At 71.5% G+C, this 20,179-nt stretch carries 14 protein-coding genes; 11 read left to right on the top strand and 3 right to left on the bottom strand.

Annotated features, from left to right (window positions below):
- The first annotated feature begins 70 nt into the window (after positions 1-70).
- The 10 genes from CW359_RS01965 (at position 71) to CW359_RS01920 (ending at position 12,069) form a co-directional block, all read left to right on the top strand.
- On the top strand, positions 71-1,093 hold the full coding sequence (locus CW359_RS01965; protein WP_105967903.1) for a beta-ketoacyl-ACP synthase III: 1,023 nt from the start codon (positions 71-73) through the stop codon (positions 1,091-1,093).
- The gene (locus tag CW359_RS01960; protein WP_105967902.1) at positions 1,090-1,329 is read left to right on the top strand and encodes an acyl carrier protein; all 240 of its coding nucleotides are present in this window, start codon (positions 1,090-1,092) and stop codon (positions 1,327-1,329) included. The genes CW359_RS01965 and CW359_RS01960 overlap by 4 nt, the downstream gene beginning before the upstream one ends.
- Before the next feature lie 64 nt (positions 1,330-1,393).
- Positions 1,394-2,296 (top strand): (3R)-3-[(carboxymethyl)amino]fatty acid oxygenase/decarboxylase, encoded by a 903-nt coding sequence (gene scoE / locus CW359_RS01955; RefSeq protein ID WP_408647441.1) that lies wholly within the window; start codon positions 1,394-1,396, stop codon positions 2,294-2,296.
- Positions 2,293-2,790 carry a (2E)-enoyl-ACP glycyltransferase gene (gene scoD / locus CW359_RS01950; protein WP_105967901.1) on the top strand — a complete coding sequence of 166 codons (498 nt, stop codon included), beginning with the start codon at positions 2,293-2,295 and terminating at the stop codon, positions 2,788-2,790. Before scoE ends, scoD begins: the two co-directional genes overlap by 4 nt.
- Positions 2,791-2,836: 46 nt before the next feature.
- Positions 2,837-4,372 carry a fatty acid--CoA ligase gene (locus CW359_RS01945; RefSeq protein WP_105967900.1) on the top strand — a complete coding sequence of 512 codons (1,536 nt, stop codon included), beginning with the start codon at positions 2,837-2,839 and terminating at the stop codon, positions 4,370-4,372.
- Between the two features lie 32 nt (positions 4,373-4,404).
- On the top strand, positions 4,405-4,650 hold the full coding sequence (locus CW359_RS01940) for a phosphopantetheine-binding protein (RefSeq protein ID WP_105967899.1): 246 nt from the start codon (positions 4,405-4,407) through the stop codon (positions 4,648-4,650).
- Positions 4,647-9,098 carry a non-ribosomal peptide synthetase gene (locus CW359_RS01935; RefSeq protein ID WP_105967898.1) on the top strand — a complete coding sequence of 1,484 codons (4,452 nt, stop codon included), beginning with the start codon at positions 4,647-4,649 and terminating at the stop codon, positions 9,096-9,098. The genes CW359_RS01940 and CW359_RS01935 overlap by 4 nt, the downstream gene beginning before the upstream one ends.
- 90 nt (positions 9,099-9,188) lie before the next feature.
- Positions 9,189-10,229: an ABC transporter substrate-binding protein gene (locus CW359_RS01930; RefSeq protein ID WP_105967897.1), complete on the top strand. Its 1,041-nt coding sequence runs from the start codon at positions 9,189-9,191 to the stop codon at positions 10,227-10,229.
- Positions 10,230-10,297: 68 nt separating this feature from the next.
- Positions 10,298-11,272: a FecCD family ABC transporter permease gene (locus CW359_RS01925; protein ID WP_105968208.1), complete on the top strand. Its 975-nt coding sequence runs from the start codon at positions 10,298-10,300 to the stop codon at positions 11,270-11,272.
- A complete protein-coding gene (locus tag CW359_RS01920) occupies positions 11,269-12,069 on the top strand; it encodes an ABC transporter ATP-binding protein (protein ID WP_105967896.1) in 801 nt (266 codons plus the stop codon). Before CW359_RS01925 ends, CW359_RS01920 begins: the two co-directional genes overlap by 4 nt.
- A gap of 14 nt (positions 12,070-12,083) precedes the next feature.
- On the opposite strand, the gene CW359_RS01915 is transcribed toward CW359_RS01920, so the two are convergent.
- From CW359_RS01915 to CW359_RS01905, 3 genes are all read right to left on the bottom strand, one after another.
- Positions 12,084-14,036 (bottom strand): APC family permease, encoded by a 1,953-nt coding sequence (locus CW359_RS01915; protein ID WP_105967895.1) that lies wholly within the window; start codon positions 14,034-14,036, stop codon positions 12,084-12,086.
- A 217-nt stretch (positions 14,037-14,253) separates the two neighbouring features.
- Positions 14,254-15,606 carry an aminotransferase class I/II-fold pyridoxal phosphate-dependent enzyme gene (locus tag CW359_RS01910; protein WP_105967894.1) on the bottom strand — a complete coding sequence of 451 codons (1,353 nt, stop codon included), beginning with the start codon at positions 15,604-15,606 and terminating at the stop codon, positions 14,254-14,256.
- Between the two features lie 308 nt (positions 15,607-15,914).
- On the bottom strand, positions 15,915-17,459 hold the full coding sequence (locus tag CW359_RS01905) for a Na+/H+ antiporter (protein ID WP_105967893.1): 1,545 nt from the start codon (positions 17,457-17,459) through the stop codon (positions 15,915-15,917).
- Between the two features lie 254 nt (positions 17,460-17,713).
- On the opposite strand from CW359_RS01905, the gene CW359_RS01900 reads away from it, so the two are divergent.
- Positions 17,714-20,170, top strand: a complete 2,457-nt coding sequence (locus tag CW359_RS01900) for a sensor histidine kinase (RefSeq protein ID WP_105967892.1) — start codon at positions 17,714-17,716, stop codon at positions 20,168-20,170.
- The last annotated feature ends 9 nt before the right edge of the window (positions 20,171-20,179 follow it).

Below are 20,179 nucleotides of genomic sequence, written 5' to 3'. Positions count from 1 at the left end.
CTCACTTCCCTCCCCGTCCGTTCCTGTGTCCGGGCCCCCGGTCCGTCCTCCGTCATGCCAGGAGAACCCCATGTCCACTACCGCCGCCGTCCTGTGCGGGCTGGCCGGGCAGTTGCCGTCCCGGGTCGTCACCAACGAGGAGCTGGCGCGTCGGCTCGACACCGACGACGACTGGATCCGTACTCGCACCGGCATCCGCCGACGGCACGTCGTCGAGCCCGGGCAGGCCACCTCGGACCTCGCCGTCGAAGCAGGCGGCCGCGCTCTCGCCGCCGCCGCGACGGACCGGGTGGACGCCGTCGTCGTCGCCACGACGACCCCGGACCGCCCCTGCCCGGCCACCGCGCCCTTGGTCGCTGCCCGGCTCGGGCTGACGGGAGCGGCGGCCTTCGACGTCGGCGCCGTGTGCACCGGGTTCGTGTACGGGCTCGCCTCTGCCGCCGGACTGATCGCGGCCGGGGTCGCGGACAGCGTCCTCCTCATCGGTGCGGACACCTACTCCACGATCGTGGACCCCCTGGACCGGGCCAACGCGATCATCTTCGGCGACGGCGCCGGAGCCGTCGTCCTGCGCGCCGGGCACCCCGACGAGCCCGGCGCCGTCGGCCACTTCGACCTCGGCAGCGACGGCGCCCACGAGGACCTGATCACGGTCGCCGCCGGAGGCTCCCGGCAGCGCTCCACGCCAGGTGAACCCAGCCACGAGGACCGGCACTTCGCGATGCGCGGCAAGGAGGTCTACCGGCACGCGGTGACCCGGATGGCCGAGTCCGCGCGGGCCACGCTGTCCCGGGCCGGCTGGAAGATCGACGACGTCGACCACTTCGTACCCCACCAGGCCAATCTGCGCATCCTGCACTCGGTCGCCGACGACCTCGGCCTCCCACGTGAGCGGTGTGTGACCCACGTCGAGTCCGTCGGCAACACGGGCGCCGCCTCCATCCCGCTCGCCCTCGCCGACGCCGCCGCCCGGCAGACGGTCAAGCCCGGCGACCGGCTGCTCCTCACCGCCTTCGGCGGCGGCCTCACCTGGGGCTCCTGCCTGCTGACCTGGCCCTCACTCCCTCAACCGGAACGGATGACGACGCCATGACCACCACGTACGGCCAACTGATCGAGATCATCGAGAGGCTCCACGACGCCCCGGCCGACCGGATCCGCCCCGAGGCGACCCTCGGCGAGCTGGACGTCGACTCGCTGACCACGGTCGAGATCAGCATCCGGATCGAACGCGACCTCGGAGTGCGCGTCGGCGACGACGAACTCCAGCCCGACCTCACCCTCGGCGACCTCGCCGGACTCGTGGACACCCGCCGAACCACCGTCTGACCACCGACCGACAACCGCATAACCACCGACTGACCAGCATCTGGCCACGTAAGGAAGCACCCCCATGCAGCGAGAGATACAGATCACGGACCAGCCCGGCAGCGCGCTCGGCGCGACGGTCGAGGGCTTCGACCACACCACCGCCACCGACGCCGACGTGGCTGCCCTCAAGGACGCCGTCTACACGAAGAAGATCGCCGTCCTGAAGAACCAGCACCTCTCACCCCAGGAGTTCCTGGCCCTCGGCACGCTGCTCGGCCGCCCGGAGACGTACTACGAGCCGATGTACAAGCACCCCGAGGTCCCGGAGGTGTTCGTCTCCTCCAACGTGCCCGAGAACGGCAAGCAGATAGGCGTGCCGAAGACCGGCAAGTTCTGGCACGCGGACTACCAGTTCATGCCCGACCCCTTCGGGATCACCCTCATCCACCCGCAGGTCGTCCCGGAGAAGAACCGGGGCACGTACTTCATCGACATGGGCCGGGCCTACGAGAAGCTGCCCGAGGAGCTGAAGGAGGAGATCGGCGGGACGTACTGCCGGCACTCCGTGCGCAAGTACTTCAAGATCCGCCCCCACGACGTCTACCGGCCCCTCTCCGAGATCATCGACGAGGTCGAGCGGAAGACCCCCGCCGTCGTCCAGCCGACCACCTTCACCCACCCCATGACCGGTGAGACGGTCCTCTACATCAGTGAGGGCTTCACGGTCGGCATCGAGGACCGGGACGGCCGGTCGCTCGACGAGGAGCTGCTCAAGCGGCTGTTCGACGCCACCGGCCAGCTCGACGAGAGCTTCGAGCACGAGAACATCCATCTGCAGAGTTTCGAGCGGGGCGACCTGCTGGTCTGGGACAACCGCAGCCTCGTCCACCGCGCCCGGCACACGACCACGCCCGAGCCGACCGTCTCCTACCGCGTCACCGTCCACGACGAGCGCAAACTCCACGACGGGATCCGCGCAGCATGACGGACGAAGCCCTGTTGGCGCGGGTGCTCGTGCCCTACAAGGAGCACTGCAAATACCTGCGTTCGGCTGTCGTGACCGAACACGACGGTCGTGTCTCCGCGCGCTGTGAGTTCGAGATTTCCGAGTCGTGCTACATCGACGACACCGGTCATCTGAATTCCGTCGAGGTGAACATCTGCTACAACCAGATGATGTATTTCCTGGTCGCCAAGACCGTCCAGGACGGCCTTGGCGCGGAATTCGCCGACTGGACGCTGGACGACTTCTTCAAGCACCAGCTCCCGGACATTCTCATCGCCCGTTTCTCCTCCAGCTTCCGGCGACCGGTCGACCCCCGCGCGTTCTCGGGGGAGATGGAGTTCCGGTCCGTCAGCCGCCGCACACGGCCCGACGGCAGTCCGTTTCTGTACGCCGACACCGCCTTCCGCTACTGGGACGCCACCTCCGGTCGCTGCGACGGCGAGGCGACCCTCGCCTTCGTCAACATCCCCTGATCAACGTCTCCTGACCAACGTCCCCTGAACATTGGAGGGTTCGCCCATGAAGACGCTCGCCCAGACCACCCGTCACCACGCCGAGCGCCGTCCGGACCTCCCCGCCGTCCTCTGCGAGGGCCGCACCCTGACGTACGGGCAACTGCACCGCGAGAGCAACCGCATCGCCCACGCACTCAAGGCCGCCGGACTCGCACCCGGCGACCGGGTCGCCTACCTCGGCAAGGAGTCCGAGCACTACTACGAGATCCTCTTCGGCTGCGCCAAGAGCGGCACCGTACTCGTCCCCGTCAACTGGCGGCTCACCGCGCCCGAGGTCAGCCACATCCTCCAGGACTCCGGCACCCGACTCCTGTTCCTGGAGGACGAGTTCGGCCCGATCGTCGACAAGATGCCGACCGCGCCCCCGGAGACGGTCGTACCGCTGGGCTCGCTACGGGAGTGGCGTGCCGAACACGGCGACGGGGAAACGGAGTTCGAGCCGACCCCGGACACACCTGTCGCCCAGCTCTACACCAGCGGTACGACCGGGCTGCCCAAGGGCGTAGTCCTGGCCCACCGCAGCTTCTTCGCGATCCGGGACGCCCTGGCGAGCGAGGGACTGGACTGGATCGACTGGCGGGACGGTGACATCGCCCTCGTCGGCATTCCGGGATTCCATATCGGCGGCCTGTGGTGGGCCACCCAGAACCTCAACGCCGGCACGACCATCGTGGCGATGCGCGCCTTCGCCGCCCGTCAGGCCGTGGACCTGATCCGCGACCTCGGCATCACCACCGCCTGTGTGGTCCCCGCGATGCTCCGCATGATGCTGACCGAACCGGGCGTCGAGGCAAAGGACTTCACCACGCTCCGCAAGACGGTGTACGGCGGCTCGCCGATCTCCGAGGCGCTGCTGGAGGAGAGCCTCGCAGTCCTGGACTGCGAGTTCGCGCAGATCTACGGCCTCACCGAGACCGGCAACACCGCCGTCTGTCTGCCGCCCGCCGCCCATGTCCCCGGCGGCCCCCTCATGCAGGCCGCCGGACACCCCTATCCGGGTGTACGCAGCAAGGTGATCGACGCCGAGGGCCGCGAACTGCCGCCGGGCGCGATCGGCGAGGTCTGCCTGCACACCCCGGCCCGCATGGTCGAGTACTGGGGACTGCCCGACAAGACCGCCGAGACCCTGGTCGACGGCTGGATCCACACCGGGGACGCCGGTTATGTCGACGAGGACGGCTACGTCTTCATCCGCGACCGCATCAAGGACGCGATCCTCGTCGCCGGTGAGAACGTCTACCCGGCCGAGATCGAGAACGTACTGGAAGGCCATCCCGGCGTCGCCGAGGCCGTCGTCGTCGGCGCCCCCGACGAACGCTGGGGCGAGTACGTGCACGCCTTCGTCGTCCCCGACTCCGCCCCCGGGCAGGAGCCCACACCCCGGGACCTGCACACCTTCCTCGTCCCGCAGCTCGCGAGCTTCAAGCTGCCCACCCGCTACGAGTTCATCGACAGCGTGCCGCGCAACCCCAGCGGCAAGATCCTCCGCCGCGAACTGCGCGACCGCTTTTGGGGCGACTCTGCCCGCAAGGTCAACTGACCGGCTACCAGGACTCATTGAGAGAGAACCGCATGCCTGCTCCCCTCACCCTCGACGGCTTCCGCGCGGACCTGGCGGAGTTCCTGTACCAGCGGCCCGACGAGGTCGACCTCGACGAGAACCCCCTCTACGCCGGAGTCGACTCCCTGCGCATCGTCACCCTCATCGAACGCTGGCGGGAGACCGGCGTGCAGGTGACCTTCGTCGAACTCGCCGAGTGCACGTCGTTCGCCCAGTGGTGGCAGCTCCTCGAAGCACGCCAAGGGGGAACCACGTGACGGCGCGTCACCCGCTGCTGGCCGCCCAGGAGGGCATCTGGGCCGGTCAGCAGTTCGACGTGGACAGTCCCGCGTACAACACGGCCGAGTACGTACACATCCACGGCCCGGTGGACACCGCCGTCTTCGACGCCGCCCTGCACCACGTGGTCGCGGAGACGGAGGCCCTGAACGTCGCCTACGTCGTCGACGAGACGGGCCGGCCGTGGGAGACACCCGCCCCGGCCGACGGCTGGGCGCCGCACACGGCCGACCTGACCGCGGAGCCTGACCCGTACGCGGCGGCCCTGGCCTGGATGGACCGGGACATGGCCCGTCCCGTCGACCTAGCGCACGACCCCGTCTTCGGCCACGCCCTGCTGCGGATCGCACCGGAGGAACACCTCTGGTACCACCGCGTGCACCACATCGCCCTCGACGGCTACGGCCTCTCCCTGGTCGCCCACCGCGTCGCCGAGGTCTACACGGCGCTGGCGGCGGGCGAGCCGGTCGGCGACAGCGGCTTCGGCACCCTCGCCTCGGTACGGGACGAGGAACGCGCCTACCGGGAGTCGCCCCGCTTCGCCAAGGACCGCGCCCACTGGACGGACCGGTTCGCGGACCGCCCACCCGTGGCCACCCCCGCAGGCCGTACGGCACTGCCCGCCCGCACCTTCCACCGCCGGGTGACCGACCTCGACCCGGCGCATACGCAGACCTTGCGTGCCGGCGCCCGCGACCTCGGGGTGACCTGGTCGGAGGTGCTGCTGGCGGTGACTGTGGCCCAACTGCACCACGCGACGGGCGCACCGGAGATCGTCCTCGGGCTGCCGACGATGGGCCGCCTGGGCTCGGTCTCGCTCCGCGTCCCCTGCACGGTCCGCAACATCCTGCCCCTGCGCGTCCCGGTCTCCGGCGCGGACACCCTGCGCGACCTCGCGGCCCGGATCTCCCGCGATCTGCGCGCCGGCCTGCCCCACCAGCGCTACCGCTACGAACAACTGCGACGCGACCTCCGACTCGTCGGCGGACAGCGCCGGTTGTCGGGTCCGGGCGTCAACATCATGCCCTTCGCCTACGACCTGCGTTTCGCCGGACACCGCAGCACCGTCCACAACATCTCGGCTGGCCCGGTCGACGACCTGTCCGTCAACGTGTACGACCGCTCCGAGGGCGCGGGCCTGCGCATCGCCGTGGACGCCAACCCCGACCTCTACACGGAGCCGGACGTCACCGCCCTGCGCGACGACCTGCTCACCCTGCTGGGCCGGGCCCTGGCCGAACCAGACCGCCCCTTCGACGAGTTGGCCCCCCGACAGCCCGCACCACCGGTCACGGTCCTGGACGGAGGCCCACTGCCCGCACCGCCACGCCCGGTCCTCGCCCTGATCGCCGACCACGCCGCCCGACGCGGCGGCGCCATCGCCGTCGAGCACGACGGCCACCATCTCACCTACGCCCAACTCCTCGGCGCGGCCCACGCGCTGGCGGCACGACTGGCCGCCCGCAGGATCGGCCCCGGCGACGTTGTGGCGGTCGCCCTGCCCCGGGGCATCGACGCGATCACGGCGATCCTGGGCGTACTGCTCTCCGGCGCGGCCTACTGCCCACTGGACCCGACGGCACCCCGGGCGAGAAGGGCGGAGCTACTGGCCGACGCGGACCCCGCACTTGTCCTGACGACCGACGCGCACGCCGACGGGTTCGGGGACCTGCCACGGCTGACCCTCGACCGGTCGGCACCCCTGGCCGACCGGGTGAAGCCGCCGACCGACGAGGGCACCGCACCCATCCCGACGTCCGAGCGTCCCACCGCCTCCACCCCCACCCCCACCCCCGACAACCTCGCCTACCTCATCCACACCTCGGGCTCCACCGGACGCCCCAAGGGAGTAGAGATCGGCCACCGTGCCCTCGCGCACTTCGTCGCCGGTGCCGCACACCGCTACGGCCCCCAACTCACGGACCGCGTACTGCAGTTCGCCGCCCCGCACTTCGACACCAGCGTCGAGGAAATCTTCCTCACCCTCTGCGCGGGCGCCACCCTCGTCGTCCGTACCGACGACATGACCGACTCGCTCCCCGGCTTCCTGGACGCCTGCGCCCGCCTCCGGATCAGCTACCTCGACCTGCCCACCGCCTACTGGCACGAACTGGCGTACGCCGTCTCGACCGGCGCCGCCGCGCTGCCCGCCGAGGTGCACACCGTCGTCATCGGCGGCGAGGCCGCCCTCCCCGAACGCGTCGACCGCTGGCGGGAGTCCGTCGGCAAGGCGGCGGCGGTACGGCTGCTGAACACGTACGGCCCGACCGAGGCTACCGTGGTCGCCACCGTCGCCGACCTGCACGATCCGGCCCTCGCCCCGGGAGACGTCCCCATCGGCCTGCCCCTGCCCGGCACCCGCGTCGCCGTCGTCGACGGCGAACTCCACCTCATCGGCGACAACTTGGCCCTCGGCTACCGAGGCGAGCACCCACCGGACGCCGCCCGCTTCGCCCCCCTCCACGCACTCCCCGGAGCGCCCCGCGCCTACCGCACCGGCGACCTCGCCCGGATCGGCGACGACGGGCAACTGCGTCATCTGGGCCGCGCGGACGGCGAGTTCAAGATCAGCGGACATCGTGTCCATCCCGCCGAGGTCGAGAGCGCCCTCCTGGCCCATCCAGCAGTGCGCGATGCCGCCGTCGTCGGCCAGGTGCTCGCCGACGGCACGCGCCGTCTGGTCGCCCATGTCGTGCCGGAGGGGCCGGCCCCCGAAGTCGCCCTGATCCGGGACCACTTGAGGGCGAACCTGCCCCCGGCGACGATCCCCTCGGCCGTCGAGTTCCTGGACCGACTGCCCTTGACCGCCTCAGGAAAGATCGACCGGAACGCGCTCGCCGAGAAGACGGCCCCTGAACCCTGTACGCGGGAAGCCGCCAACGACAGCTCGCTGGAGCGCGTCGTCGCCGCCGTCTGGCAGCGGGCCCTGGGCGTCGCCGTCGTCTCCGCGCACGACGACGTGTTCGATCTGGGCGCCCAGTCGCTCCAGGCCATCCAGGTCGCCAACCGGCTCGGCGTCGAACTCCGCCGCGAGGTGAAGGTCGCCTGGCTGTTCCAGTACCCGACCCCCGCCGAACTGGCCGCCTTCCTCCAACTGCGGGCGCCCGTACGGCCGCAGGCCCCTACACTCCCGGCGACCCTGCTCACCGACACAGTCCTCGACCCGGACATCCGCCCCGGCGACGCACCCCGAGCCGCCTGGGCGCTGGACAGAGCACCCCACAGAATCCTGCTCACCGGCGCCACCGGCTTCGTCGGCGTGCACCTCCTGGCCGAACTCCTCACGAGCACCACGGCGGACGTCGTCTGCCTCGTCCGCGCCCCGAGCCCCGCCGAGGCCGCCGCCCGCCTCCAACAGGCGCTGGAAAGTCACCAGTTCCGGCTCCCGGACACCGCACACGCCCGCGTCACCGCACTCCCCGCCGACCTCGCCCGCCCCCAACTCGAACTGACCGACGGGACGTTCGCCGAACTCGCCCGCACCTGCACGGCGGTCCTGCACAACGCGGCGACCGTCAGCATCATGCGCGAGTACGCCACCCTGCGTGCCGCCAACACGGAGTCCACCCGGGAGTTGCTGCGCCTCGCGGCCGTTCGCTCCATTCCCCTGCACTTCGTGTCGACCCTCTCCGTCGCCCCGCCCCTCGGGCTCGCCCCCGAAGTGCCGGAGGCGTTCTTCCCGCCCCACCCCGGACTGCGGTACGGCTACCAGCAGTCGAAGTGGGCCGCCGAGCGGCTCCTCGAACAGGCCGCCGAGCGGGGGCTGCCGGTCACCGTGCACCGGCTCGGCCGGATCGTCGGCCCCGCCGGCACCGGGTACGTCAACGAGCGGGACTTCCTGTGGAGCGTGCTGCGCGCCGGAGTCCCCGCCGGGATCGTCCCCGAGCTGTTCGAGGAGGAGACCTGGACGCCGGTCGATCACGTCGCCCGGGCCCTCGTACACCTCGGCCTCACGCGACACCCGCCCGTCGCCACGGTCTTCAACCACGCCACCGTGGCCCCCGTCCGGCTGGCCGACCTCTACGACTGGCTGGAGGAGTACGGCTACCGGCTGCGCCGCCTGCCCCTGGCGCAGTGGCGGGCCGAGCTGCCACGGGCGGCCTCCGGCGTCGCGGCGACCACGCTCGCCTTTCTCGACTCCTGGGACACCGGCGCCGATGACACCATCAGCCCCCACAGCACTACCAGCCCCAACGGCACTACCAGCCCCAACGGCACCACCAGGCCTGACGATGCCCCCGGGCCCGATCTGCGCTTGGGCCACGTCCGATCCGACAACGTCGTGAACGGTCTGCGCGGCAGCGGTATCACGCCCCCGGTCGTCGACCGGGACCTCGTCCTCCGCTACCTCGACCACTGCGTCACCGCCGGAGCGCTGCCCGCGCCGGTCGGGAAACAGGGTCATCTCCCCGTTCCCGCAAAGTAGTTGGGCGTCTCCGGGAACTCGCGGGCGTAACCCCCCGACTACTGCAGCACAACCCGTCGCGTCACGAACACCCCGCACCAAGGAGCCCGCATGCCGAAGAAACGGCCGGTCGCCATCGCCCTGGCCGGCGCCCTCTGTCTGGTCACCACTGCCTGCGCCGACTCGACGGAGACGACCGCCGCGACCGGTGGCAAGGTGTCCGCACAGGCGGGCACCTCCGGCTACCCGGTCACCCTGGAGAACTGCGGCACGTCCGAGAAGTTCACCGAGACGCCCGGCCGGGTCGTCGTCATGAACGGCGCCTCCGTCGCCGAGGTCTCCACCCTGCTCGCCCTCGGGCTCGGCGACAAGATCGTCGCCAACCAGCAGACCTACGGCATGTCCGAGGTCTCCGGTCGCGCCGCGGCCATCAAGGCCCTGCCCACCGGTGACGTCAAGCTCAACGACGCCTACGACATCCCGCGCGAGGCCATGATCGGACTGCGCCCCGACCTGGTGCTGTCCACCACCTCGTACGGCTTCGACGAGAAGAACGGCTTCGCCACCCGTGAGCAGTTGAAGGAAGTGGGCGCCAACTCCTATGTCTCGCCGCAGGGTTGCGACCAGGACACCTCGAAGATGACCATCGCCGACAGCTACACACTGCTGCGGGACATGGGCAAGATCTTCGGCAGGAGCGCCGAGGCCGAGAAGCTGATCGCCGCCTCCGAGAAGAGCATCGCCGACGTCGCCGCCAAGGTGAAGGGCGAGAAGACGCCCAAGGTCATGGTCCTGTTCTCCAACATGGCCATGGGCGGCAACGACTTCAGCTCGGTCGTCGCCAAGGGCATCTACAACGACGTCCTCGCCAAGGCCGGCGGCACCAACGCCTTCGAGAACGCCTCGGAGACCTCCTTCGCCGACCTGAGCAAGGAGAAGGTGGCCGCCACCGACGTCGACGCGCTCGTCGTCATCGGCTACAACGACCCGAACCCGGCGGCCTACGCCAAGAAACTGCTGAAGGAGTTCCCCCAGTGGCCGGCCGCGAAGAACAACACGTACGTGGCGCTGTCGGACTCGATGTACCTCGGCCCGAGCAACGACCTGGCCGTGGCGAAGATCGCCAAGGCGCTGCACCCCGACAAGTTCTGAGCAGGATCCCGGGCCGACTGCGACTGCCGCTCGCGATCACCGGCCTGCTCGCCGTGCTCGTCGCCGTGATGGTGGTGGCGGTGAGCATCGGCGCGGTCAACATCCCGGTCGGTGACGTGTGGGGAATCCTCCTGCGTCACCTCACCAGCGGGGGAGCCACCGACGACCCGGCGCTCGACCAGATCGTGTGGACCTTCCGCGCCCCCCGCGTCCTGCTGGCCGCCCTGGTCGGCGCGGGCCTCGCGGTGGTCGGTGCGGTGCTGCAGACCCTGGTCTCCAACCCGCTCGCCGACCCGATCGTCCTGGGCTTCTCGTACGGTGCCTCCCTGGGCGCCGTCCTGGTCATCACCCTCGGCGGCGCGGCCCTCGGCGGACTCGGCGGGCTCGGGGTGTCCGGCGCGGCCTTCGTCGGCGCACTGGCCGCCGGTGTCCTGGTGTTCGCCCTGGGACAGCGGCGGGGCCGGCTGGCCCCCACCCGGCTGGTCCTGGCCGGAGTCGCCGTCGGCTACGTCCTCCTCTCGCTGACCAGCTTCGTCCAGCTGCTCGCGACGCCCACCGAGCTGCGGACGGTGATGTTCTGGATGCTCGGCAGCGTCGCCGGTGCCCAGTGGGACCAGCTGCCCACCGTCGCCGTGGTCGTCCTGACCAGCACCGTCGTGCTGACCCTGTTCGGCCGGCGCCTCAACGCCCTGCTGGCGGGCGACGAGTCCGCGACCGCCCTCGGCGTGGACGTCAACCGGCTGCGCGCGATCCTGCTCGTCATCAGCGCCCTGCTCACCGGCACCGTCATCGCCGTCGCGGGCGGCATCGGCTTCGTCGGCCTGATGATCCCGCACCTCGTCCGCCTCACCACCGGCGCCGACCACCGCAGACTGCTGCCCCTGACCGCACTCCTGGGCGCGATCTACCTGGTCCTCGTCGACCTGCTCTCCCGCACCCTCACCCGCCCCAACGAACTGCCGCTGGGCATCCTCACCGCCCTCCTCGGCGCCCCCTTCTTCCTGTGGCTGCTGCGCCGCAACAAGGGCCTGGACACCGTATGAAACTGACCGTCGACCGGCTTCACGTCTCCCTGGACCGCCGCCCGATCCTCCGCGAGGTCAACCTGGAGGCCGCCAAGGGCGACATCGTCGGGCTCGTCGGCCCCAACGGCAGCGGCAAGTCCACCCTGCTGCGCTCGGTCTACCGCTCGCTGCGCCCGGCCGGCGGAGTGGTCAGGGTGGGCGGCGACGACGTGTGGGAGCTGTCCGCCCGCACCGCCGCCCGCCGTACCGCCGCCGTCCTCCAGGACTCCGGCACCACCGCCGGGCTGAGCGTCACCGAGATCGTCGCCCTCGGCCGGACGCCCCATCACGGTCTGCTGGGCCGGGACGGCGCCGAGGACCGTGAGGCCGTCGCCGACGCCGTCGCCCGCTGCGGAGTCACCCCGTTCGCCGACCGCGACTACACCACCCTGTCCGGCGGTGAACGCCAACGCGTCCTGCTCGCCCGGGCGTTGGCCCAGCGCCCCGAGCTGCTGGTGCTTGACGAACTCACCAACCACCTGGACATCAGAGCCCGGTTCGAACTCCTCGACCTGATCCGCTCCACCGGGATCACCACCCTGGCCGTCCTGCACGACCTCGACCTCGCCGCCCGCCTGTGCGACCACCTGGTCGTCCTGCACGAGGGCGAAGTGGTCGCGGCAGGCCCCGTACTGGAGGTACTGACCCCGGACCTCCTCCGGGACGTCTTCGGTGTACGGGGTGACACCGAGCGGCATGCCGACGGCGTCGTCCGCATCACCTACGCGGCCCAGCCGCTCGCGCTCGACCGGGAGGCCGAGCCGGTCGAGCGCTGACGCGATGCCGGGGCTCAGCCGGTGTGGACGCGCGGGCGGCGGGCGCGGTCCGGTTCCGCCTCGCGCAGGACCTCCCGGGTGACCGGGGCGACCTCGCCCTGGCCGAAGAGGAAGAAGCGGAGGAAGTTGGCGAAGGGACTGCCCTCGGTCCACTCGAAGTACATGTGCGGGGTGCGCCCGGTCGTGTCGCGGACGTGCAGGAGCAGGGCGGCCAGGGCGTTGGGGATGGAGGCGGACTCCAGGGTCAGCACCCGGTAGCGGTTGTGCAGCACCTCGCCGCGGACCGTGAGACTCGCCTCGAACTCGGAGGGGTCGGTGACCGTGACCTCGACGAAGACGAAGTCCTCCTGCTCCGGCATGTCGTTGTCCTGCCGGATCTGCTCGATCTTGTCGCGGTACTCGGCCTTGTCGCGCTGGTCGGGCTCGTTGGCGATGAAGCGGATCTTCCGGCTGGCCATGTCCCGGATGAATCGTTCCGCCATCGGGTCCAGCTCCATGCTCGTCACCCGCAGCTCGAAGGCGCGGGCCAGCCGGGAGAGCAGCGAGACCAGGATGATGCCCGCGATGAAGCAGGCGCCGATCTTCACACCGTCGGGCCGCTCGATGACGTTCACGACGGTGACGTAGAGGAAGACGGCCGAGATGACCGCGAAGCCGATGGTCCAGTTGCGCTGGCCTGCCTTGCGGGCGGCGATGGTCACCGCGATCGCCGCCGAGCTGATGAGGACCAGTACGCCGGTGGCGTAGGCGCCGCCCTGGGCGTCCACGTCCGCGTCGAAGATCCAGGTGACGAGGAAGCCGATGAGGGTGAAGACGATGACCATGGGGCGCACGGCGCGGGCCCAGTGCGGGGCCATGCCGTAGCGGGGGAGGTAGCGCGGCATCAGGTTGAGCAGGCCGGCCATCGCGGAGGCGCCCGCGAACCAGAGGATGGCGATCGTCGACACGTCGTAGACCGTGCCGAAGGCGCCGCCCAGATACTCGTGCGCGAGGAAGGCGAGCGCGCGGCCGTTGGCCTGGCCGCCCGACTCGAACTCCTTCTCCGGGATGAGGAGCGTGGTGATGAAGCTGGTGGCGATCAGGAAGACGCTCATGATGACCGCGGCGGCGGTCAGCAGCTTCTTGGTGTCCCGGATGCGGCCCTTCGGGCTCTCCTCCGTGTCGGTGTCGTCGCCCCTGACGTGCGGCATCACCGCGACGCCGGTCTCGAAGCCGGACAGACCGAGCGCGAGCTTCGGGAAGACGATGAGGGCCACGCCGACCATCACGAAGACATTGCCGTGCTCGGCGGTCAGCGCGGTCGACCAGTCGGTGATCACATGGCCCTCGGTGACGACATGCTCCAGGCCGACGGCGATGACCACGACGTTCAGCCCGAGGTAGACGGCGACGAGGACCACCGCGACGCCGATGGCCTCCAGGAAGCCCTTGAGGAAGACCGCGCCGAGCAGCGCGACCAGGATCATGGTGATCAGCACCTGCTTGTCGTGCAGCGCGCTGGTCAGATGCGGGTTCTCGACCAGGTGGGTCGAGGCGTCGGCGGCCGACAGGGTGATGGTGATCAGGAAGTCGGTGGCGGCGAAGCCCAGCAGTGTCAGGACGAACAGCTTGCCCTTCCAGAAGGACAGCAGTCGTTCCAGCATGGCGATGGAGCCCTCGCCGTGCGGGCTCTCCTCGGCCACCCGCCGGTAGACCGGCAGGGCGCCGGCCAGGGTGACTATGACCAGCACGATGGTCGCGACCGGGGAGAGCAGCCCGGCCGCGAGGGCGGCGATGCCCGGCTGGTAGCCGAGCGTGGAGAAGTAGTCGACACCGGTGAGGCACATGACCCGGTACCAGGGCTGGCCCTTGTGGGCGGGGGCCGGCTGGGCGTGCGGCCCGGTGTGGCCGGCCGGCCTGCCCATGTCGGACAGGCCCTCCAGCATCCATGCGCGTAGACGCCGCTGTGGTCGTTCGGTGATGGCCATCGGCGTGCTCCTGGTGCGTGGGTAGGCGCGGAGATCGGGCCATCACGCGGACGGCCGCACCAGCGTAAGCAGAGAGTGACGCCTGGGCCCACGGGAGAGCGCTCGGAGCGCGTCAAGACTCCGTTACGCGTGGCCGGGTCGACATACCTCCTCCCTGCCGCCGGCCGGGCGGACCCCCGCGGGTGGGTCCCGCCCGGCCGTGGACGTGCGCCGTTGCTCAGTGGGCGCCGACCGTCGTCCGCCGGGCCCGGCGGATGCAGGTGTCGAGGATCTCGACGGCGGTGTCGACGTCCCGGTCGCTGTGGTCGGCCATCGCCTGCATACGGAAGCGGGCCGCGTCGGAGGCCACCGCGGGCTGCTCCACGAGGTGGGCGATGAGCCCGGCCCGGGCGATCAGCCCCGAGGCGACGCGCCCGGTTGGCGTGTCGCCGATGAGCACCGGGACGACCGGGCAGACCACGTCGCCCATGACCTCGAGACCGCGCGCCGTCAGCCCGTCGCGCAGCCGGGTGGCGACCGCCGCGACGGACGCCCGCCGCCGCGCGCCCTCCGGCGAGGTCACGATGCCCAGCGCCGCGAGAGCCACAGCGGTCTGTACGGGGGTGATGGCACTGGAGAAGGTCTGCGGACCGCCGAACATCCGCACGTACTCCCGCGCGGACGCGGACGGCGTCGCCAGGAAGCCGCCGGTGGTGGCGAACGTCTTGGAGAACGCGCCGACGACGAAGTCCACCTGGCCGAGGATGCCGTGCACCTCCAGCTGCCCGCCGCCGTGCTCGCCCATCGCACCGAAGTCGTGCGCGACGTCGACCATCAGCTGGGCGCCGAACTCCCGGCAGACAGCGAGGGGTTCGGCGAGGCGCGGGGTGTCGGAGTCCATCGAGAAGACACCCTCGGTGACGACGAGGACGGCGTTCCTGGTGTCGGTGGCGCGGATGCCCGCCAGATGCCGGCGCACGTCGTCGTTGTCGAGGTGCCGGTAGAACTCGACGGTCGCCCCGCTGGCGGCGGCGCCCTGGCGCAGCGAGTCGTGGGAGAGCCTGTCGAGGAGGATGTGGTCGCGCCGGTGCATCAGCGCCCGGATGGTGCCGAACCCGGAGGCCCAGCCGGTCGGGAACAGCGCCACGTGGTCGGTGCGCAGCGCCTCGCCGAGCCCGGCCTCCAGGGCCTTGCTGATCGGGTTGGCGCCGCCGAGGGCGGGGGAGCCCGCGGTGATCGGGCCGAAGTCGCGCAGGGCCCGGTGCGCCGCGTCGAGCACGGCCGGGTGGCCGGTGAGGGACAGGTAGTCCTGCCCGCCGAAGTTGGGGCCGTCGGTGATCACACCGGTGTCGGACACGGCGGTGGCGCGGGGGCCGAGCGCGGTGTCGTAGCGGCGGAAGTAGGGCCACAGATCGGCCTCTTCGCGGTCCCGCTGCCAGGCCAGGTAGGCGTCGTTGCGGGTGGTGAGGTCGGGCCCGGACACCGTCCGGAACCGCATGATGTCCTTCTCACGGGCATCGGCCCGCCGCCCGTCGTCCGGCCCGGCGACGGTGGTGGTGGGGGCCAGAGTGCCGGGCACAGTGGTGGTCATGTTCTGCGTCTTCTCCTGTGGTGGGGGAGTGCGGGCCCTTGCCGCCGAGGCGGATCTCGCCGGGACGACGGGCCCGTGGCGACGCTACGACGCCCTTCGCCGGGCCCGGACCGGCCCTGACGCGTCCTTGATCGACAGGAGGCTTTCCCTGACGCCGGGTTGACGCGGGACGGCGTTCCGCCGGCGCAACTGCGAACGAGGCTGAGGGAGTGCACCTGACGAATGAGGCACGGGGCACGGCAACCCCCTCAGGGGCGCGGGGAACCGCGCACCCGGCCCCCACGCACCCGCAGACGAAGAACCCGGCGCTACTCCGCCAACCGCGCCTCCTCCAGGTCCAGCCCCCGCTGCAGCCGCCGCCGAGTCGTGTCACTGATCGCATGATCGTCGTACAGCCGCTGCAGCTCAGCGGCCTCGATCAGGATCAGGTCCCGGCGGAGCTGCCGGTAGACCCGCTCGACGGACTCGCTCGACTCCCCGTCCGCGTCCTCCATCCGCGACGTCAGCCCCCGGCGCAGCCGGTCGAGGACCACCTCGGGCACCACCTCCAGCTCCGCCAGCTCGTCCAGCCGGGCGATCCCCGCCCCGGCCAGCCGCGACCGCGCCGCCGCCTCCTCGCGCGCGGTGTGGGCCGGTTCCAGGGCGAGCCCGGACCGGCGGACCACCGGGGCGAGACTGAAGCCCTGCACGACGAGGGTGACGACCACGACCGACGTGGTCAGGACCAGGACCAGCGGCCGGTCCGCGAGCGGGGTGCCGTCCTTCATCAGCTCCGGGATGGACAGGGCGGCGGCCAGCGGCATCACCCCGCGGGTGCCGGCCCAGGTCAGCACCATCGGCACCCGCCAGTTCACCCGCCCGATGCCGCCCTTGCGCTGGACCACCGCCGACAGCGGCGCCAGCCACAGCAGGCGGACGGCGATGAGCGTGGCGGCCACGGCGAGGGCGTAGAGCGGCCAGGCCCTGTCGCCGTCGTCCAGGGCCCGTACCTGGGTCGGCAGGGCGAGCCCTATGAGGCTGAACACCACGCTCTCCAGGAGGAACACGACCGTGCCGTAGACGGCGTGCAGCTGGAGGCGGATCCGGGCGTTGGTGAGCCGCTCGCCCCGGCCGCCCAGGACCACGCCCGCCACCACGCAGGACGTGACTCCCGAGGTGTGCGCGACCTCCGCCAGCAGATACGCCGCGTACGGGGTGACCAGGGCGATCACCGTCTCCAGCACCGGGTCCTCGGTGCGCCGCCGGATCAGGGCGATCACCCCAGCCACCGCCGCCCCGATCACCGTGCCGCCGCCCGCCAGCACCAGGAACTCGGTGCCCGCCGCACCCCAGTTCGCGGCGGCGGACGCCACGGCGATGCCCGCCGCGACCCGGACCAGGACCAGCGAGGTCGCGTCGTTGAAGAGGCTCTCCGCCTGCACCAGCACCTGCACCCTGGGCGGCAGCGCGAGACGGCGGCCGAGCGCGGTGACCGCCACCGGGTCGGTGCTGGCCAGGATCGCGCCCAGCACGAACGCCATCTGCCACGACAGCGGAGTCACCAGCGCAGCCACCGCCGCCACGGCCGCCGCCGAGGCCAGCACCAGGCCGATGGCGAGGACGCCGACCGGCTTCCACACCGCGCGCAGCTCCCGCCAGGGCATGTCCTCCGCGCTCGCGTACAGCAGCGGGGGCAGCACGACCAGGCCGATGATCTCGGGGCTGATCCCGATCCGCGGGGTGCCCGGCAGCAGTGCCACCGCCAGACCGGCGACGACCAGCAGCGAGGGCGCGGGGATGCGCCACCGGCGCGCGAAGGTGGCGACCACCGTGGCCAGGACCACTAGGGCGAGAACCGTACCGACGCCGCGCATGCCGTCCCCCTGGGGGCTCTCGGGAAGCCGCTCTGGCACCCCGGCCGACCAGACTTCCCGGCACACCGACGTTCACCCTATAGGGCCCGGCCCCCGTCAAGACGGTGTCAAGGTCGCCGCGGCCGACGCCAAGGAACCGCTAACAAGCGCGCGGGCCGCCCCGTACAGCGGGTTTCTTGGGAGGGGAACCCGGCCACAGGGGAGTCCCGGCCACACAAGGGAGTTGAGGCAGTGAGCGGAGTGCGTCGGCGGCGATGAGTGACGTACGGCCCGGACGGCTGAAGGTCTACCTCGGGGCGGCCCCGGGGGTCGGCAAGACCTACCGGATGCTCGACGAGGGGCGGCGCCGTGCCGCGCGCGGGGCCGATGTGGTGGTGGGGTTCGCCGAGTGCCACGGGCGTCCGCGCACCGAGGCGATGCTCGACGGCCTGGAGACCGTCCCCCGGACCTCCTGCCTCTACCGGGGTGGACGGTTCGAGGAGATGGACCTGGAGGCCGTGCTGGCCCGGCGCCCGCAGGTCGCGATCGTCGACGAGTTCGCGCACAGCAACATCCCCGGCGACGGCCGCAACCCCAAGCGCTGGCAGGACATCGAGACCCTCCTCGACGCCGGTGTCGACGTCGTCACCGCGCTCAACATCCAGCACCTGGAATCCCTCAACGACGTCGTCGAGAAGATCACCGGGGTGCCCCAGCACGAGACGGTCCCGGACGAGGTCGTCCGGCGGGCCCGGCAGATCGAGCTGGTGGACATGGAGCCAGAGGGGCTGCGCCGCCGGATGGCGCACGGCAACGTCTACGCGCCGGAGAAGGTCGACGCGGCCCTCGCCAACTACTTCCGCCCCGGCAACCTCACCGCCCTGCGCCAGCTGGCCCTGCTGTGGGTCGCCGACCGGGTCGACGAGGCGCTGCAGGAGTACCGCTCGCAGCACGGCATCGGCGGGGTGTGGGAGACCCGGGAACGGGTCGTCGTCGCGCTGACCGGCGGCCCCGAGGGCGGCACCCTGATCCGGCGGGCCGCCCGTATCGCCGACCGGTCGGCGGGCGGCGACCTGCTCGCCGTCCATGTGGCACGCAGCGACGGCCTCGCCGCCGGGGTCTCGCACGCCTCGCTGGTCCGGCAGCGGAGGCTGGTGGAGGACCTGGGCGGCAGCTACCACTCGGTGGTCGGCGACGACGTCGCCACGACCCTGGTCGAGTTCGCCCGCGCGGAGAACGCCACCCAGCTCGTCCTCGGCACCAGCCGCCGGGGCCGGTTCGCACGCTTCCTCACCGGGCCCGGCACGGGGGAGACCGTGACCGCCCTGTCCGGCGACATCGACGTCCACCGGGTCACCCACGAACGGGCCGGCCGCGGCACCCTGCCGCCCTCGCGCAGACGCACCCTGTCGACGGCCCGGCTGATCGCGGGCCCGGTGGCCGGACTGGTGCTGCCGGTGCTCCTCACGATCGCCCTCGCCCAGCTCAGGGGCACCCTCAACCTGACCAGCGAGGCCCTGCTTTTCCTGCTCACGGTCGTCGGCGTGGCCTGCATAGGCGGCGTCACCTCGGCGGTGATCGCGTCCGTGACGGCGTCCCTGCTGCTCAACTACTGGTTCATCCCGCCCATAGGGCAGTTCACCCTGGAGGACCCCAACGCCCTCCTCGCGCTGGCGGTGTTCGCCGTCGTCGCGGCCACCGTGGCCGCCGTCGTGGACCGCTCCCTGCGCCTGTCGCGCCGCTCCGCCCGCGCCACGGCCGAGGCGGAGACCATGTCGTCCCTCGCGGGCAGCATCGTGCGCGGCGAGGCCACCATCCCGGCCCTCCTTGAGCGGACCCGCGAGACCTTCGGCATGGAGTCGGCGGACCTGACGGACGAGTCCCCCGACGCGGCCGGACTGACCGCCGTGCCGGCCGGCCCGGGCGCCTTCCTCGCGCTGCGGGGCCGCACCCTGTCGTCGTCCGAGCGGCGCGTCCTCGCCGCGTTCGCCGCCCATGTGGGCTCGGCCGTGGAACGCGCCCGGCTCGCTGAGGCCGCCGCCGAGGTCGAACCGGTCAAGGCCGCCGACCGGCTGCGTACGGCGCTGCTGCGGGCCGTCGGCCACGACCTGCGCACCCCGCTGGCCGCCGGCTGGGCCGCCGTGACCTCGCTGCGCAGCCGGGACGTGCAGTTCTCCCCGGAGGACCGCGACGAACTCCTCGCCACCGCCGACGAGTCCATGGCCAAGCTGAACCGGCTGGTGGAGAACCTCCTCGACCTCAGCCGCCTGGAGGCGGGCGCCCTCACCCTGAACCTGCGCACCACCACCCTGGAGGAGGTCCTGCCCATGGCGCTGGCCGACGTCCCGGGCGTGGAGGTGGCCGACCTGGAGAAGATCCCGGCGCTGCTGGTCGACCCGCCGCTGCTGGAACGGGTGATCGCCAACCTGGTCGGCAACGCCGCCCGGCACACCCCGGTGGGACGGAAGGTGCTGGTCACCGCCAGTGCCCTGGCGGGCCGGGTGGAGCTGCGGGTCGTGGACCGGGGACCCGGTCTGCCCCCCGACGGCCGGGAACGCCTCTTCGAACCCTTCCAGCGGCTCGGCGACACCGACAACACCACCGGCCTCGGCCTCGGGCTCGCCCTCGCCCGGGGTCTGACCGAGGCCATGAACGGCACGCTGGCCCCCGAGGACACCCCCGGCGGCGGCCTGACGATGGTGCTGTCCCTGCCGGTGGCGCCGGCGTTATAGAGGCGGCGG

Source organism: Streptomyces geranii, from assembly GCF_002954775.1.
Taxonomy (GTDB): Bacteria; Actinomycetota; Actinomycetes; order Streptomycetales; family Streptomycetaceae; genus Streptomyces; species Streptomyces geranii.
The sequence above is the reverse complement of the archived record's forward strand: the minus strand, read 5'-3'. Positions and strand labels throughout refer to the sequence as shown.

Excerpts from the sequence above, each read along its gene's own strand:
- CW359_RS01960 (WP_105967902.1), top strand. The coding sequence starts at position 1,090 with ATGACCACCACGTACGGCCAACTGATCGAGATCATCGAGAGGCTCCAC.
- CW359_RS01905 (WP_105967893.1), bottom strand. The coding sequence starts at position 17,459 with ATGCGCGGCGTCGGTACGGTTCTCGCCCTAGTGGTCCTGGCCACGGTG.
- CW359_RS01920 (WP_105967896.1), top strand. The coding sequence starts at position 11,269 with ATGAAACTGACCGTCGACCGGCTTCACGTCTCCCTGGACCGCCGCCCG.
- CW359_RS01940 (WP_105967899.1), top strand. The coding sequence starts at position 4,405 with ATGCCTGCTCCCCTCACCCTCGACGGCTTCCGCGCGGACCTGGCGGAG.
- CW359_RS01930 (WP_105967897.1), top strand. The coding sequence starts at position 9,189 with ATGCCGAAGAAACGGCCGGTCGCCATCGCCCTGGCCGGCGCCCTCTGT.
- CW359_RS01915 (WP_105967895.1), bottom strand. The coding sequence starts at position 14,036 with ATGGCCATCACCGAACGACCACAGCGGCGTCTACGCGCATGGATGCTG.
- scoE (WP_408647441.1), top strand. The coding sequence starts at position 1,394 with ATGCAGCGAGAGATACAGATCACGGACCAGCCCGGCAGCGCGCTCGGC.
- CW359_RS01965 (WP_105967903.1), top strand. The coding sequence starts at position 71 with ATGTCCACTACCGCCGCCGTCCTGTGCGGGCTGGCCGGGCAGTTGCCG.
- CW359_RS01910 (WP_105967894.1), bottom strand. The coding sequence starts at position 15,606 with ATGACCACCACTGTGCCCGGCACTCTGGCCCCCACCACCACCGTCGCC.
- CW359_RS01925 (WP_105968208.1), top strand. The coding sequence starts at position 10,298 with ATGGTGGTGGCGGTGAGCATCGGCGCGGTCAACATCCCGGTCGGTGAC.
- scoD (WP_105967901.1), top strand. The coding sequence starts at position 2,293 with ATGACGGACGAAGCCCTGTTGGCGCGGGTGCTCGTGCCCTACAAGGAG.
- CW359_RS01945 (WP_105967900.1), top strand. The coding sequence starts at position 2,837 with ATGAAGACGCTCGCCCAGACCACCCGTCACCACGCCGAGCGCCGTCCG.
- CW359_RS01900 (WP_105967892.1), top strand. The coding sequence starts at position 17,714 with ATGAGTGACGTACGGCCCGGACGGCTGAAGGTCTACCTCGGGGCGGCC.